At 73.3% G+C, this 15,041-nt stretch carries 12 protein-coding genes and 1 tRNA gene; 11 read left to right on the forward strand and 2 right to left on the reverse strand.

What is annotated here, in order from left to right; genetic code table 11:
- Window positions 1-503: 503 nt before the first annotated feature.
- From ABZY91_RS28500 to ABZY91_RS28530, 7 genes are all read left to right on the forward strand, one after another.
- Window positions 504-2,144, forward strand: a complete 1,641-nt coding sequence (locus ABZY91_RS28500) for a carbamoyltransferase C-terminal domain-containing protein (protein WP_329878946.1) — start codon at window positions 504-506, stop codon at window positions 2,142-2,144.
- A 77-nt stretch (window positions 2,145-2,221) separates the two neighbouring features.
- Entirely contained in the window at window positions 2,222-4,078 is a 1,857-nt protein-coding gene (locus ABZY91_RS28505) for an FAD-dependent oxidoreductase (protein ID WP_355405808.1), read from the forward strand.
- Complete coding sequence (cysC, locus tag ABZY91_RS28510; RefSeq protein WP_329878948.1) at window positions 4,075-4,638, forward strand: adenylyl-sulfate kinase; 564 nt, start codon at window positions 4,075-4,077, stop codon at window positions 4,636-4,638. Before ABZY91_RS28505 ends, cysC begins: the two co-directional genes overlap by 4 nt.
- Window positions 4,635-5,522, forward strand: coding sequence for a sulfate adenylyltransferase subunit CysD (cysD, locus tag ABZY91_RS28515; RefSeq protein WP_329878949.1), 888 nt, complete (start codon window positions 4,635-4,637; stop codon window positions 5,520-5,522). The genes cysC and cysD overlap by 4 nt, the downstream gene beginning before the upstream one ends.
- Before the next feature lie 2 nt (window positions 5,523-5,524).
- On the forward strand, window positions 5,525-6,856 hold the full coding sequence (locus tag ABZY91_RS28520; protein ID WP_355405809.1) for a GTP-binding protein: 1,332 nt from the start codon (window positions 5,525-5,527) through the stop codon (window positions 6,854-6,856).
- Between the two features lie 118 nt (window positions 6,857-6,974).
- Window positions 6,975-8,414: an FAD-binding oxidoreductase gene (locus ABZY91_RS28525; RefSeq protein ID WP_355405810.1), complete on the forward strand. Its 1,440-nt coding sequence runs from the start codon at window positions 6,975-6,977 to the stop codon at window positions 8,412-8,414.
- A gap of 76 nt (window positions 8,415-8,490) precedes the next feature.
- Window positions 8,491-9,516, forward strand: coding sequence for a methyltransferase (locus ABZY91_RS28530; RefSeq protein WP_329878952.1), 1,026 nt, complete (start codon window positions 8,491-8,493; stop codon window positions 9,514-9,516).
- A 66-nt stretch (window positions 9,517-9,582) separates the two neighbouring features.
- On the opposite strand, the gene ABZY91_RS28535 is transcribed toward ABZY91_RS28530, so the two are convergent.
- Window positions 9,583-10,248, reverse strand: coding sequence for a hypothetical protein (locus ABZY91_RS28535; protein WP_355405811.1), 666 nt, complete (start codon window positions 10,246-10,248; stop codon window positions 9,583-9,585).
- Window positions 10,249-10,716: 468 nt separating this feature from the next.
- On the opposite strand from ABZY91_RS28535, the gene ABZY91_RS28540 reads away from it, so the two are divergent.
- Window positions 10,717-11,625 carry a hypothetical protein gene (locus ABZY91_RS28540; RefSeq protein ID WP_355405812.1) on the forward strand — a complete coding sequence of 303 codons (909 nt, stop codon included), beginning with the start codon at window positions 10,717-10,719 and terminating at the stop codon, window positions 11,623-11,625.
- Window positions 11,622-12,854, forward strand: coding sequence for a hypothetical protein (locus ABZY91_RS28545; protein ID WP_355405813.1), 1,233 nt, complete (start codon window positions 11,622-11,624; stop codon window positions 12,852-12,854). Before ABZY91_RS28540 ends, ABZY91_RS28545 begins: the two co-directional genes overlap by 4 nt.
- A gap of 145 nt (window positions 12,855-12,999) precedes the next feature.
- Here the strand turns inward: ABZY91_RS28545 and ABZY91_RS28550 are convergent.
- Window positions 13,000-13,071 (reverse strand) — tRNA-Val (locus ABZY91_RS28550).
- 214 nt (window positions 13,072-13,285) lie between these two features.
- Here ABZY91_RS28550 and ABZY91_RS28555 point away from each other — a divergent pair.
- Together ABZY91_RS28555 and ABZY91_RS28560 are read left to right on the forward strand one after the other, a co-directional pair.
- A complete protein-coding gene (locus tag ABZY91_RS28555; protein ID WP_355405814.1) occupies window positions 13,286-14,605 on the forward strand; it encodes a hypothetical protein in 1,320 nt (439 codons plus the stop codon).
- A gap of 110 nt (window positions 14,606-14,715) precedes the next feature.
- On the forward strand, window positions 14,716-14,934 hold the full coding sequence (locus ABZY91_RS28560) for a zinc ribbon domain-containing protein (RefSeq protein ID WP_355405815.1): 219 nt from the start codon (window positions 14,716-14,718) through the stop codon (window positions 14,932-14,934).
- Window positions 14,935-15,041 lie beyond the last annotated feature (107 nt).

Below are 15,041 nucleotides of genomic sequence, written 5' to 3' on the forward strand. Positions count from 1 at the left end.
GCATCACGGTAACGGCTCCGCTGCTTGTCGTGTCCCGCTCGGATTGACGTTGGCCGAAAAGGCGCCCGCCGGCGGGGCCGCCGGGTGGTAAGGCGGCGTCCGGAACGATCGACACCGTTCCGCTTGGGGTTCGCGTCCGCGCCGCTCCCGCTCCGTACCCGAAGATCCCTTGTGTCCACTGGACGCACCGGGGACGTACGGGCGCGAAAGGCGATTTGAGCCAACTCGGGGCACGGACCGGCACCCGTTCTTGACAGTCTGTGACGCCGCCTGACTAGAGTGCCGATGTCGCCCCGATTCCCGGGTGCCTGTGCTCCGCCGACACCAGGACGGCTTCCGGCCGTCCTCCCCTCCGGCGCGCGTTCCTCCAGCCCTTCTGCGGTGTGCGTTCCCCCAAGCCCCCTCCGGTGTGCGCCTCTTCCTCCGCCCGCCCGGCCGCTCCGGCCCGCGGCGGGGAGCCCCGTACGCGTCGACCGGTGCCCTCGCGTTGGAAAGGACCTCCTATGACCGTGTTGGGCCTCGGTGGCTCCGGGCACGACTGGTCGTCGTGCGCGACCGACGGCAGCCGCCTCGTCGCCGTCGACGAGGAACGGCTGGTGCGCAGCAAGTACGGCCTGGGCACCGACCTGTTGGCGGGCGCCAGCCGGCAGGCCGTCCTGGCACAGCTCGGCACCGGCGCGGCGGAGGTGGAGCACGTCGTCGCCTGCGAGCTGGTGCCGCGCCCGTTCTACCACTCGTTCCGCAACCGCGTTCAGGTGATCAACCACCATCTGGCGCACGCCTACAGCGCGTTCGCGGCCTCCGGGCTGGACCGCGCCGCCGTGCTCGTCTGCGACAACTCCGGCAGCCTGGTGGCCGGTGACCGGACCGGGCCCGGCGGCCGCGAGGCGGAGACCGTCAGCTCGTACACCGCGGACCGGAACGGCATCCGCCTGCTCGACCGGGTCAGCGGCGCGCACGTCGTGGACGCCGCCTCCGAGAGCGCCTACTACCAGCCCGGCGAGACCGACAACTCGCTCGGCCACTTCTACCGCAGCGCCAGCATCGCGATCGGGCTCGCGTACACCGGGCCGAAGACCCGCTTCCCGGTCAGCGAGGACGGCAAGACCATGGGCCTCGCCCCGTACGGGGACGAGCGGTTCGTCGACGAGCTCGCCGAGCTGGTCGCCCTGCTGCCCGGCGGCGGGGTCAGCATCTCCGCGAGCAAGGTCTCGCACGTCCTCGAACGCCTCGCCCGGGACGCCGACTTCGACGTCCGCGCGGCGATCGCCCGGGCCGCCCAGGAGGTGCTGGAGCGCGCCCTGGTGCACTGCGCCGCCGCCCTGCACGCGCGCACCGGGCTGACCGACCTCTGCGTGGCCGGCGGGGTCGGCCTGAACAGCGTCGCCAACGGCCGGATCCTCCGGGAGACCGGCTTCGAGCGGATCTTCGTGGTGCCCGCCGCCGGCGACAACGGCATCAGCCTCGGCTGCGCCTACTACGGACTGCACCGGCTGGCGGGCGTACCGATGGACGAGCTGCCCGCGCTCACCGACGCCTACCTCGGGCCCGAGTACCCGCAGGCGCGGGTGGACGCGGCCGTCGCCGCCTCCGGGCTGCCGTCCCGGCGGCCCGACGACCTGCCCGGGGAGGTGGCCGCGCTGCTGGCCGACGGGCGGATCGTCGGCTGGTGGGACGGCCGCAGCGAGTTCGGGCCGCGGGCGCTCGGGCACCGCAGCATCCTCGCGGCGCCGTACCCGGCGTCGGTGCGGGACCACCTCAACGAGCAGGTCAAGTTCCGCGAGTGGTTCCGTCCGTACGCGCCGATCGTCCGCGCCGAGCGCAGCGACGAGTTCTTCGACCTCGGCCAGCCCTCGCCGTACATGCTGATCGTCACCCGGGTGACCAGGCCGGACGTCATCCCGGCCGCCGCGCACGTCGACGGCACGGCCCGGCACCAGACGCTGTTCGAGCACCAGAACCCCACCGTCTACGCGCTGTTGGGCGAGTTCGAGCGGCTGACCGGCTGCCCGGTGCTGCTCAACACCTCGTTCAACACGGCCGGGGAGCCCATCGTCGAGACCCCGGAGGAGGCGGTCGCCGCCTTCGTCTCGATGAACCTCGACCACCTCGTCGTCGGCGGCCACCTGGTCAGCAAGTCCTGAGCGGGGACGGCCGGCACGACGGGAGCCGCGCGGACGGCGGAGTCGGCGGAGAGAGCGGACAAGGAGAAGCTGCGCCCATGACCGTACTGGTCGTCGGAGGAGGACCGACGGGCCTGGCGACGGCGCTGTTCCTGGCCCGCGCCGGCGTCGCGGTCCGGCTGCTGGAACGCCGGGCCGCCACCTCGCCGCTGCCCCGCGCCACCCATGTCACCCGCCGCACCATGGAGCTGCTGCGCGAGGCCGGCCTGGAGCCGGCGGTCGCGGCGGTCGGCTTCGAGGTGGTGCCCGGCGACGATCCGCGGGCCCGCACCGAGCCGGACCGGGTGCTCCCCCGCACGGTGATCGGCATCCCCTCGCTCGCCCGGCTGGACGACGCCGAGGTCCTGGAGACCGGCGAGGAGGAGCTCGCCGTCCCCGGACCGTGCCCGCCGTTCTGGTGCGGTCAGGACCGCATGGAGCCGCTGCTCCGCGAGGGCGCCGTCCGGGCCGGGGCGGACGTCCGGTTCGGCCACGAGCTGGTCGGGCTGGACGTCGGGGAGGACGGCGTGCTCGCCCGGGTCCGGCGCCCGGACGGCGGCCTCGAACGGCTCTCCGCCCGCTACCTGGTCGCCGCCGACGGCGCGCACGGCTGGATCCCCGAGCACGTCGGCGTCGTCCGGACCGGCCTCGGTACGGTGGCCCGCCGCACCAGCATCCTGTTCCGGGCCGACCTGGCCGGGCTGATCGGGCACCGCCGCTTCTTCATGAGCATGATCGACAACCCCGGTTTCTCCGGCGCGCTGATGCAGCTCAACGACGCGCACGGCTGGGCGGCGGCCGTGGAGGCCACCGCCCTCGGCCCCGGCCCCGGCCCCGGCCCCGGTCCCGGCGCCCCGAACCTCCCGGACGCTCCGCAGGCCGCGCCCGCGCCCGCGCCCGAACGGTGCCTGGAACTGCTGCGGGCCGCGATCGGCGTGCCCGGCATCCGGATCGACCTGGCCGCCACCTTCCACTGGCAGGCCCGGCACCGGATGGCCGACCGGTACCGGCAGGGCCCCGTCCTGCTGGTCGGGGACGCCGCCCACCTGCACCCGCCGGCCGGCGGCTACGGATCCAACATGGGCATCCAGGACGCGCACAACCTCGCCTGGAAGCTCGCCGCCGTCCTGCGCGGCTGGGCCGGCCCCGCCCTGCTCGACAGCTACGACGCCGAACGGCGCCCGGTCGGCATCGCCACCGCCCGGCAGACCCTGCTGCTCGACGGCGTCCCCTCCGACCGCCTCGGCGGGACGCTCCCCGCCGACCCGCGCACCATCATCATGGGCTACCGCTACCGCTCGGCCGCCGTCCCCGACGGCCTGTCCGACCCGGCCGACCTCGCGGGCCTCGCCGACCTCCCGGACCTCCCGGACCTCCCGGACCTCCCGGACCCGGCCGGGCCGCCCGCCCGGCCCGCCGACCGCGACCGGCCCGCCGACCCGGCCGCCGACGCCTTCCCCGCCGCGTTCGCCCTGACCGGCGCCCCCGGCACCCGCCTGCCGCACGTCCCCGTCCGACTGCGGCGCGGCGACCGCACCGTCACCGCCTCCACCCTCGACCTCTGCGCACCCACCACCCGGACCGGCCCCGTGCTCACCCTGCTCACCGCCGACGAACGGTGGCGCACCACCGCCGCCGAGGTCGCCCGCGACCTCGGCGTCCCACTGCGCGCGCACGTCCTGCCGGCCGGCGAGTCCCTGCCCCCGGCCCTGTCCTTCACCCGGTCCTGCGGCACCGGCCGCGGCGGCGCCGTGCTGGTCCGCCCCGACGGCTTCGTCGCCTGGCGCTCCGCCACCCACACCGCGCCGTCCGCGGAGCAGCGCCGCCGCCGGCTGACCGCGGCCGTCCGCGCCCTGCTGGCCCTGCCCGCGGACCGGGCCGAAACCCACCGACCCAGGCTACGGAGTGGCCGATGACCCCCCACCGCCCGTACTGCACCTGCTGGCCCGGTGCCACCGTCTGGCTCACCGGGCTGCCGAGTTCCGGCAAGTCGACCATCGCGGCCGAGACCGCCCGGCGTCTCGAACCCGGCTTCCGCCGGGTCGAGATCCTGGACGGCGACCGCAGCCGCACCCTGCTCACCGCCGACCTCGGCTTCAGCCGGGAGGACCGCTTCGCCAACGTCCAGCGGATCGGCCTGGTCGCCGAGGTACTGGCCCGCAACGGGGTCCTCGTCCTCGCCCCGGTGATCGCGCCGTACGCGGACGCCCGGGAGGCCGTCCGGAAGCGCCACGAGCACTCCGCGACCACCTACCTGGAGGTGCACGTCGCCACCCCGGTCGAGGAGTGCGCGCGGCGCGACGTCAAGGGCCTGTACGCGCGGCAGGCGGCCGGCGACCTCACCGGGCTCACCGGCGTCGACGACCCGTACGAGCCACCCGCCCGGCCCGACCTCGTCCTGCCCACCGACCGGCAGAGCGTCGAGGAGTCGGTCACCGCCCTGCTCGGACTGCTCGCCGGACGGGGGCTGCTGTGAACCACCTGACCGAGATCGAGTCGGAGGCCGTGCACATCATCCGCGAGGCGGTCGGCGAGGCCGAGCGCCCGGTGCTGCTGTTCTCCGGCGGCAAGGACTCCGTGGTGATGCTGCACCTGGCCCGGAAGGCCTTCGCCCCCGCGCCGCTGCCCTTCCCGCTGCTGCACGTCGACACCGGCCACAACTTCCCGGAGGTCCTCGCCTACCGGGACCGCGTCGTCGCCGCGTACGGGCTGCGGCTGCACGTCGCCCTCGTCCAGGAGTCCATCGACCGGGGCGAACTGACCGAGCGCCCGGACGGCAGCCGCAACCCGCTGCAGACCCACTGCCTGCGCCGGGCCGTCGAACTCCACCGCTTCGACGCCGTGTTCGGCGGTGCGCGCCGCGACGAGGAGAAGGCCCGGGCCAAGGAACGGGTGTTCAGCCTGAGGGACGAGTTCGGCGGCTGGGACCCGCGCCGCCAGCGCCCCGAACTGTGGCAGCTGTACAACGGCCGGCACGGCCCCGGCGAGCACTTCCGGGTCTTCCCGCTCTCCAACTGGACCGAGCTCGACGTCTGGCAGTACGTCGAACGCGAGCACATCGAGCTGCCCGGCATCTACTTCGCCCACGACCGGGAGGTCTTCCGCCGCGACGGCATGTGGCTCACCGCCGGCGACTGGGGCGGCCCCCGCGCCGACGAGCACGCCGAGAAGCGGACGGTCCGCTACCGCACCGTCGGCGACATGGCCTGCACCGGCGCCGTCGAGTCAAGCGCGATGACGGTGCGCGCGGTCATCACGGAGATCGCCGCGTCCCGGCTGACCGAACGCGGCGCCACCCGCGCCGACGACCGGCTCTCCGACACCGCCATGGAGGACCGCAAGCGCGAGGGGTACTTCTAGCCATGACCGCCGCCACCGGGCAACCCGCCGAGGCCCTCACCACCACCGCGGCCTCGCTGCTGCGCTTCGCCACCGCCGGCTCCGTCGACGACGGCAAGTCCACCCTCGCCGGGCGACTGCTGCACGACTCCCGGTCCGTCCTGTCCGACCAGCTGGCCGCCGTCGAGCACGCCTCGCGCGCCCGCGGCCTGTCCGTACCGGACCTCGCCCTGCTCACCGACGGGCTGCGCGCCGAACGCGAACAGGGCATCACCATCGACGTCGCCTACCGCTACTTCGCCACGCCCAGAAGGCGGTTCGTGCTCGCCGACACCCCCGGACACGTCCAGTACACTCGCAACATGGTGACCGGCGCCTCGACCGCCGAGCTCATGGTGATCCTGACCGACGTCCGGCACGGCGTCGTCGAACAGACCCGGCGGCACACCGCCGTCGCCGCCCTCTTACGGGTGCCGCACCTGCTGCTCGCCGTGAACAAGCTGGACCTGGTCGACTTCCGCGCCGCCCCGTTCACCGCCGTGGTCGACGAATTCACCGCCCTGGCAAGGTCGTTGGGCGTGCCCGAGGTCACCGCGATCCCCATCTCGGCCCGCGACGGCGACAACGTCGTCACCGCCTCCACCCGGATGGACTGGTACGGCGGGCCGACCCTGCTCGACCACCTGGAGACGGTGCCCGCCGCCGGCGAACCGGACGACACGCCGGCCCGCTTCCCCGTGCAGTACGTCATCCGCCCCGGCGCCACCGGACAGCGCGGCTACGCGGGCCGGATCACCGCCGGCACCCTGCGCGTCGGCGACCGCGTCACCGTACTGCCGGCCGGCCTGACCAGCACCGTCACCGCCATCGACGCGCTCGGCACCCCGGTGGACTCCGCCCGCGCCCCGCAGTCCGTCAGCCTGCGGCTCGCCGACGACCTCGACGTGGCGCGCGGCGACCTCATCGCCCCCGTCGACGCCGCGCCGCGCCCGACCCGCACCGTCGAGGCCACCGTCTGCCACCTGCACGACCGGCCCCTGCGCGAGGGCGCCCGGGTCCTCGTCAAACACGCCACCCGGACCGTCCCCGCACTGGTCACCGCCATCCCCGTCCGGCTCGACCCGGACGGCCTGCGCCCCACCCCGGCACACGGCAGCCTCTCCGTCAACGACCTCGGCCGGGTCACGCTGCGCACCGCCGAACCGCTCCCCCTGGACCCGTACGCGCGCTCGCGCCGGAACGGCTCGTTCCTGCTCATCGACCCGGCGGACGGCAGTACGCTCACGGCCGGAATGGTGGGCCAGGCACCCGGCACCGCCGGCGAATCGCACGAAGCGAACGGCCAATCCCGTTGACACGCATGCCCGTTCGACACCGCACCCGCCCCGCGGAACCACCCGGACCGAACCACCCGCGCGGCCCGCACCAGACAGCCGGCCGCGGACCACGGAACGATGGAGAAGAAGGCACCAAGTGAACGAGAAGAACACCGCCACCGACGGCACCCCCTCCAGCGGCGGCACGACCGTCACCCCCGAGGAGACCGCGGCCCTCTCCCTGCGCCTCGCCGGCGACGTCTTCCTGCCCGGGGAACCCGGCTACGCCGAGCACACCGCGGGCTTCGACCGCTCGGTCGTGCACCGGCCCGCCCTCGTCGTCGTCCCGGAGAACGCCGACGACGTCGCCGCCGCCGTCCGCTTCGCCGCCGGGCTCGGGCTCGGCGTCGCCGTCCAGAACACCGGCCACGGAGCCTCGGTGCCCGCGGACGGCGACGCCCTCTACCTCGCCACCGGCCGGATGACGGGCGTGCGGATCGACCCGGAGCAGCGCACCGCACGGCTGGAGGCCGGGGTCCTGTGGGAGGACGTCATCCCGGCCGCCGCCGAACACGGCCTCGCCCCGCTCAACGGTTCGGCCCCGTTCGTGGGCGCCGTCTCCTACACGCTCGGCGGCGGCGTCGGCGTCCTCTCCCGGCAGCACGGCTTCGCCGCCGACCACGTCCACCGGATCGAGGTCGTCACCCCCGACGGCGAGCCCCGGGTGGCCACCGAGGACGAGAACCCCGACCTGTACTGGGCGCTGCGCGGCGGCAAGGGCAACTTCGGTGCGGTGACCGCGATCGAGGTCGGCCTGGTCGAACTGACCCGGGTGTACGGCGGCGGCCTCTGGTTCCCCGCCGAGTCCACCCGCGCGGCCCTGCACCGCTACCGCACGTGGGCGGCCGAGATGCCCGACGAGATGAGCTCCTCCTTCTTCATGCTCGACTGGCCGGACGTCGACGGCGTGCCCGCCGAACTGCGCGGGCGCTTCGCCCTGCACCTGCGGCTCTGCTACCTGGGCACGCCGGAGGAGGGCGAGCGGCTGATCCGGCCGCTGCGCGAGGTCGCCCCCACCCTGCTCGACACGGTCACCGACATGCCGTACACCGAGGTCGGCACCATCCACAACGACCCGCCCACGCCCGGCTCCTACCACATCAACACGTTCCAGCTCCGCACCTTCGACGAGGACGTCGTGGAGGCCGTGCTGTCCCTCGTCGGGCCGGGCACCCACAGCGTGGTCGGCCTGGAACTGCGCCAGCTCGGCGGCGCCCTGGCCCGCCCGCCGAAGACGCCCAACGCCGTCGCCCACGTACCCGCACCGTTCCAGGTGTACGCGGCCGGCGTGCTCGGCACCGGCGCCGACGACGACGTCCTCGCCGCCCAGGCCAAGGTCGTGGCGACCTTCGAGCCCTGGTACAGCGGCACCCGCATGCTCAACTTCATGGCCGGCATCGCCCACACCGACCCCGCGTACGTCCGCGAGGCCTACACCGCCGACGCCTACGAGCGGCTGGTCGCCCTCAAGACGGCCTGGGACCCGGCCAACGCGTTCCGCTACAACCACAACATCCCGCCGGCGCACACCGCCTAGCACCGCAGGGGGCCGGCCCGAGCTGCGGGCCGGCCCCCTCGCACCTCCCCCGTCCTCGCGACCCACGGAGACCCAGATGCCCCAGCAGCCCGAGACCTTCGACGCCCACCAGGACATGGTCGCCCTGCTCCAAGGGGCGTGGCGGGCCCGCGCCATCCACGTCGCCGCCGAACTCGGCATACCCGACCTGCTGGTCTCGGGCGAGCGCACCGTCACCGAACTCGCCGAACTCACCGGCACCCACGCCCCCACCCTGGGCCGCCTGCTGCGCGCCCTCACCACCTACGGGGTGTTCCACCGCCTCCCGGACGGCCGGACGTACGCCCAGTCCCCGCTCTCCGCCGTCCTGGTGAGCGAACCCGGCAACCCCGAGTCCACCGACGCCCGCTTCATGGCCGCCAACTGGCACTGGGCCGCCTGGGGCGACCTGCTGCACTCGGTGCGCACCGGCGAGTCCTCCTTCGAGGTCGCCAACGGCGGCGTCTCCTTCTGGGAGCTCACCAAGACCGACCCGGACGCCAAACAGCGCTTCAACGCCGCCATGAGCGCCGTCTCCGTCGCCGAGAGCACCGCCGCCGCGCGCGCCTACGACTTCACCGCCGCCCACCACGTCGTCGACGTCGCCGGCGGCCTCGGCAGCCTCCTCGCCGCGATCCTCACCGAGAACCCCGCCCTCCGCGGCACCATCCTCGAACGCCCCGAGACCGTCCCCCTCGCCGAGGACCTCCTCGCCGCCTCCGGCGTCGACGGCCGCTACGAGGTGGTGGCCGGCGACTTCTTCGACTCCGTCCCGCCCGGCGCGGACGTCTACACCATCAAGCGCGCCCTGCACGACTGGGACGACGACACCATCGTCCGCATCCTGGAACGCATCCGCGAGGCCATGCGCCCCGACTCCACCCTCCTCGTCATCGAGGGCATGGTCGACGAGGAGTCCGACCAGGAGGCCCTCTTCCGCGGCCTCCTCCTCACCGTCCTGGTCGGCGGCCAGGACCGCCCCGAGTCCGACTACCGCACCCTCGCCACCCGCGCCGGCCTCCTCGTCACCCGCACCATCCGCATCACCGACACCCTCCGCATCCTCGAAACCCGCCTCCCCTGACCCCCGGAACCCCATCCCCACCCCCACCCACGGCCCGGACCCACCCCGGGCCGCGGGTGAACACCACTACGGGCAGTTCTCACCGAACTTCACGGCCTTCAACGTCACCGGCTGTCCCGTCAACGCAGCACCGGGCGCCGGATCCTGGGAGCACACCTTCCAGTTGGAGACGACCAGCACCATCCGGTTCTGGGGGCCGGCGTCCTTCGCGACGATCGATGTCGCCTTGTCCAGGGAGTCATGCACCACGGATACGGCCTTGCCGATGAACTCAGGCATCGTGGCCCCGGCCTTCGCCGGACCGCTCGCTCCCTGATCCTGCGCGGGACACTGCTCGTCCAGCTTCACCGCACCCATGTCGACCTTCACACTCGTGGCTTGCTCGCCGGGGGCGGGCGCCTGGGTGCAGACCTTCCAGTTCCGGTCGGAGATTTGGTTTCGAGACCGTCCGAGCGCATCGTGGCTGGTGAGCAGGTAGAAGCCGGCCTTCTGGGCGGCATCCTGGGCAGACTGCAGCCCCATGCCGACAAAGGAGGGCAGGGAAGAAGTGGAAGCGGCGGGAGGCACAGCGACTGGGGTGACAGCCGGCGTTCCTGCGGCAACGCTTCCTGTCGCTGCCTCAGCGGCGTTGGAAACGGTCGTGGAAGTGCCATCGGCCGTCACGGGGTCACAAGCAGTCAGACTCAGAAGGGTCAACCCTGCGGCAGCGACGGCGAGGGTGGTGCGGCGCATGAGTTCCCCAGAAGTGCGAGTGGCGTGGTGAGGGGACCGTATCGACGACCGCCGGGAGCGCGAGGTGACGTGACGGACCTGTGACCGGGCCGTGCCCTACCCGCCTCTGCACGACACGAGGGTCGAGGGCCATCGATCGCGGGGCGCGACCCGATGGCCGGGAGCTCGACTTGACGCGCCGTCCGCTCCTGGGCCACGCTCCTCTTGCGTCGATCCGCGTCGGCGCGGCGGTACGACACCTGGACTCCCAAATCCGGGTGGCCTCCAAGGGGGCACTGCGACCCAACCGGCGATCCGGGCGGTGAATGTTCGTGCTGCTGCAAGACGTGGCAGGCGCCACGGAGCACACCCCGTCAACTGACGGCAGTTCCCTCCGTGGGCGGGCGACAGTTCTGACCTTCCGGCGTCGCGCCGCTGAAGCCGTCGCAGCAACTCGGCTGCACGGCGGTGTCACGATGGGCAAACCCAGTGACCGAGCACATTCCGCTCTTCCGCGAGCCGCACAACCTCCAGCCCCGTATCGAACTCCCCGCCCAGGCCGATCACGACCTCGAGGCTCTCAGCATCACCCGCCGGCCGCTGCCGCTGCCGGAGATGCCAGCCACCGCCGCGCTGCGGAAGGTCGCGATGCGGCTGGAGAGGAACCCGCGCACCAACCTCGACGAGGACGCCCGCAAGGCCGCCGCAGCCCTGCAGGTCGAGCCCGAGCGGGCCGCCCTGCTGGTCACCACGCAGCCCAACGGTGTCTCGCTGCTCAGCGAGGTGGCCGTTCCAGGTGGTGCCCTGGATGTGATCGAATGCCGGGCCTGGGCCCGGATGCTGTTCCCGCTCTACCAGCCGCGCATCGCGGCCCTGTCCCTGTCCGTGCCGGCTCCCCGTCTGCTGGATGATCACGACGGGAACGGTCACCCGCTCGCCCAGGCCCAGTGCGAGTTCTCCTCCCCGAAGGAGCTCGCCGAGCTGGTCCGCGAGACGGTGGTCAGCACGCTGAACACCCCGAAGTCCGACTACTCGGACTCAATCATGCAGCGCGGCGTGTCCGAGCCGCTCCTGGTCATCCTGGTCCGGGTCACCTTCACGGACGGCTCGCCCTCCCGCGTGCTGCCCGTCGTCGTGGACGGCATCTCCCGCCTCTCCTCCGCCGCAAAGACCCGCACCGCCCGGAGTAACGAGGGCACCGGCGACGCCGTGGTCGAGGACCTCCTGCGCGACCCCAACAGCCTCCGCCGCGCGGTGCGGGACGAGGTCGTCACCTACAACACCGCCTACCAGCGCGGACTGACCGACCAGGTCGTTCGCGTCGGCCAGGCCACGACCGTGCCCGTCCGCCTGGTCGTCGGCGCCCACAACGGCAACACCCCGGAGGCCGGCCAGTGACCACGCAGACCACGACGGTGGACTCATTCACCCCGGAGAGCACCTTCTCCTTCGTCACGATGGTGGAGAACCTCGTGGCCGGTGAGCACCTCGAGAAGAACCCCTGGACCCAGGACGCGATGTGGCACAACATCGCCAACCAGGTCATCGACGGGCTGGTCGCCCGCGGTGTGCTGACCCGCGTCCAGGGCGGCATCGTCACCGGGGTCACGCCGCTCGCCGACCTCCCCGACCTGATCGGTTGCCCCGACGCATCCCCCGTCTGGCGCGCGATCTACACCACCCACCGCCTCACCAGCGGTGCCGCGTTCCGCGCGGCCAAGGCCGAGATCCGCAACATCATGGCCCGCCGTGCCGTCACGACCAAGCAGTTCAGCTTCATGCTCGGCGTCATCGTCGACCGGGACATCCGCAAGGCCAAGAGTCGCAAGGAGAAGGGAAACCACAAGCCTGCCTCTCTGCAGACCGCCCGCAACGCCTTCGGGGACGGCGGCTATCTCACCGACACCGTGGTCGGCGGCGCCTGGACGCCGATCTACAAGGCGCCCACCGAGCTGCTGGAGATGGCGCTCGCCGGGGACGCCGCGGCCCGGACCACGCTGATGATCGGCGGCGGATACGCACTGATCATGGATGGTTACCTCACCCGGGACCGTGAATCCAAGTTCTACGAGGGCACCACCCCCTACCGGGGCATCCCGCCGGTGATCCTCAGCGACCTGGCCAGCCACCCGCACGGCCTGCGGATGCTCGCCACCGCGTGGTCGGGGTGGGACCCGGAGCAGCCCACCCACGAGTACAACATCCCCGACATCAGGGATGACGGCAGCGTCGTCATCGCGGGGTCGACCGCCGAAACCCTCCAGGCGGTGCGGCTGACCGAGGGCCGGCTCTTCACAATCGCCAGCCCCGGCAAGGCGATGGCCGGGTCACTCAAGCAGCAGGAGAACCGTCGCGGTCGGAACCTCGCCGACAGCCCCGAGGCCCGCGACCGCGTCAACCGGGAGCGTCTCGCGTTCGCCCTGGAGATCGCCATGGACGCCGGCGCTGAGCTCAGCGCCTCCACGGTCTCCCCGCCGCCCCATCCCTTCGGAACCCACGACGAGTGGAAGAAGGCTCGGGACGCCGCACTCCAGGTCTACGCCACGCTCGTGAAGAACGAGCCCGACACCCAGGCCGGCTTCATCGACAGCGCTGACCCGGACAGCGACGAGGACGAGTCGTACTAGTCACAGAACCCGGCGCTCACTGACAATGGCGCCGGCCGGCACTCTGCCGACCGGCGCCCATTTTTCACCGAGCGAGCTCGCCCGCTGCCGTCAATCGATGCAGTCAAAAGCCCCGCAGCGTGTTCGCTGCGGGGCATTTCTTCTGTGGGCGCGGACGGTTTCGAACCGCCGACATCTGCTTTGTAAGAGCAGCGCTCTACCACTGAGCTACGCGCCCCTGGTCGTGGGCCTGTGGAGGGCGCACGACGAGTGCCCAGAGTACCTGGTCCGCGCGGTGGTGTGGTGCAGGTGCTCGGTGGGTGGGACGGGTGGGGTGCCGGTCGGGTGGGGTGATCGGGAACAATGGGCGGTGGATCAGCTGTCGGAGCAGGGAGCGCACAGTGAGGGTGGCCGGCGGAGGCGGGCGGGGGCGGCGGTGGCCGGGGGGTGTGATGGCCGAGGCTCTGGTGCTGCCGCTGGTGGTCGCGGGCGTGCTGGGGGCGGCCGGGGCGGCGTCGTTCGGGACCGGCGGGGGCTGGTGGGGGCGGCGCGGCGGTGACGGGGCGCGGTCGGACGCCCGGGCGGCCCGGGACGCGGCGCAGCAGGCGTTCTACGAGGTGGACTCGGCCCAGCGCGAGGTGCGGCTGGCGGTGGAGACGGTGCGCGCGGTCGGGGACAGTGCGACGGCCCGGCGGGCGGTGTCGGACTTCGAGGCGATCTCCGGCCGGGTGGACCAGGTGACCGTCAACTACCTGGCGGCTCTGGACGCGCACGACCTGGACGCGGAGGAGCTGGAGTCCGGCGCGGCGGCGCGGGCCAGGAACCAGTTGAACGACGTGAAGGGGCAGCTCGGCTCGGCGCTGGCGGAGCTGAACGACTTCCTGCGGAAGCTGCAGCCGTCGCTGGACCGGGCCGAGTCGCAGTTGATGCGGGTGGCGCCGGCGGTGGAGCAGGCCAAGCACGCGCTGCTGGCGGCGAGCAACGCGCTGGAGGCGGTGCGCGGCGCGGGGCTGCGGGCGGACGACCTGGCGGCGCGGCTGGCCGAGCTGGCGCCGGAGCTGGGGCGGCTGAACGAGGGCGCGGGCCGGCACGGCGTGGAGGCGACCCTGCAGCGCGCGGAGCGGGTGAAGGAGCGCGCGGAGTCGATCGCGGCGGACGCGGAGCAGCTGCCGGAGCGGGCTCGGGAGATCGACCGCCGGGTGGCCAGCCTGCGGACCAGGATCCAGGCGCTGGAGACCAAGGCGGAGACGGTGGAGCCGGCGCTGAGCGAGTTGCGCCGGCGGTTCACCATCGCGTGCTGGCAGGACCTCCAGCGGGTGCCGGACCAGGTGGTGGAGGCCCGGCGGGCGGCCGAGGGGAAGCTGGCCGAGGCCGCACGGGCGCGCGACGAGCAGCGGTGGCCGGACGCGACGGCCGCGCTCGGCACGGTGCGGGCCCTGCTGGAGACGGCGGACGGCTCGGTGGTCGCGGTGAACGAGCGGCTGCGGCAGCTGAACGAGGTGCAGCACGACCCGAGCCGGGAGATCGAGCGCACCCGGTTCGCGCTGCGGGACGCGCAGCGGCTCGCGATGGCCGGGCGCCAGGCGCCCGACCCGCGGCACGCGGCTCCGCTGGACGCCGCGGTGGCGCGGCTGGACCGGGCGGCGGTCGAGCTGGAGGAGGCCGGGCGGCATCCGGACTACTGGCGGTTCCTGACCGAGCTGGCCGCGGTGCGGGAGACGGCGGCGAACGTGGTGGAGCTGATCCGCGGCGACCTGGGCGGACAGCGGTAGCAGCCGGGGGAAGGCCGGAAGTCTGGAGCGCAGGGCCGAGAGCCGGGAGCCGAAGGCCGGAATGCGCGGACACGGGCGCCCGGACGCGGACCCCGGCTACGCTGCGGGGTATGCCACGCTACGACTTCCGCTGCCGCTCCTGCGGGGCCACGTTCGAACTCCGCCGCACGATGGCCCAGGCCAACGACCCCGCGGTCTGCCCGCAGGGCCACGAGGACACCGTCAAGCTGCTGTCGGCCGTCGCCGTGACCGGCGCGGGGTCGTCCGGTGGCGCGCCGCCGCAGGCCTCCGGCGGGGGCGGCTGCTGCGGCGGCGGATGCTGCGGCTGAGGAACACCGCCTCTGATCGGACCGGTGCCGACGGTGACGCGACCGTCGAGGCCGGGACGGCGGCCGTCGAGCCGATCGACGTCGAGCCGATCGAGGCCGAGCTCGTC

It is taken from the genome of Kitasatospora sp. NPDC002965 (genome assembly GCF_040611255.1).
Lineage (GTDB): Bacteria > Actinomycetota > Actinomycetes > Streptomycetales > Streptomycetaceae > Kitasatospora.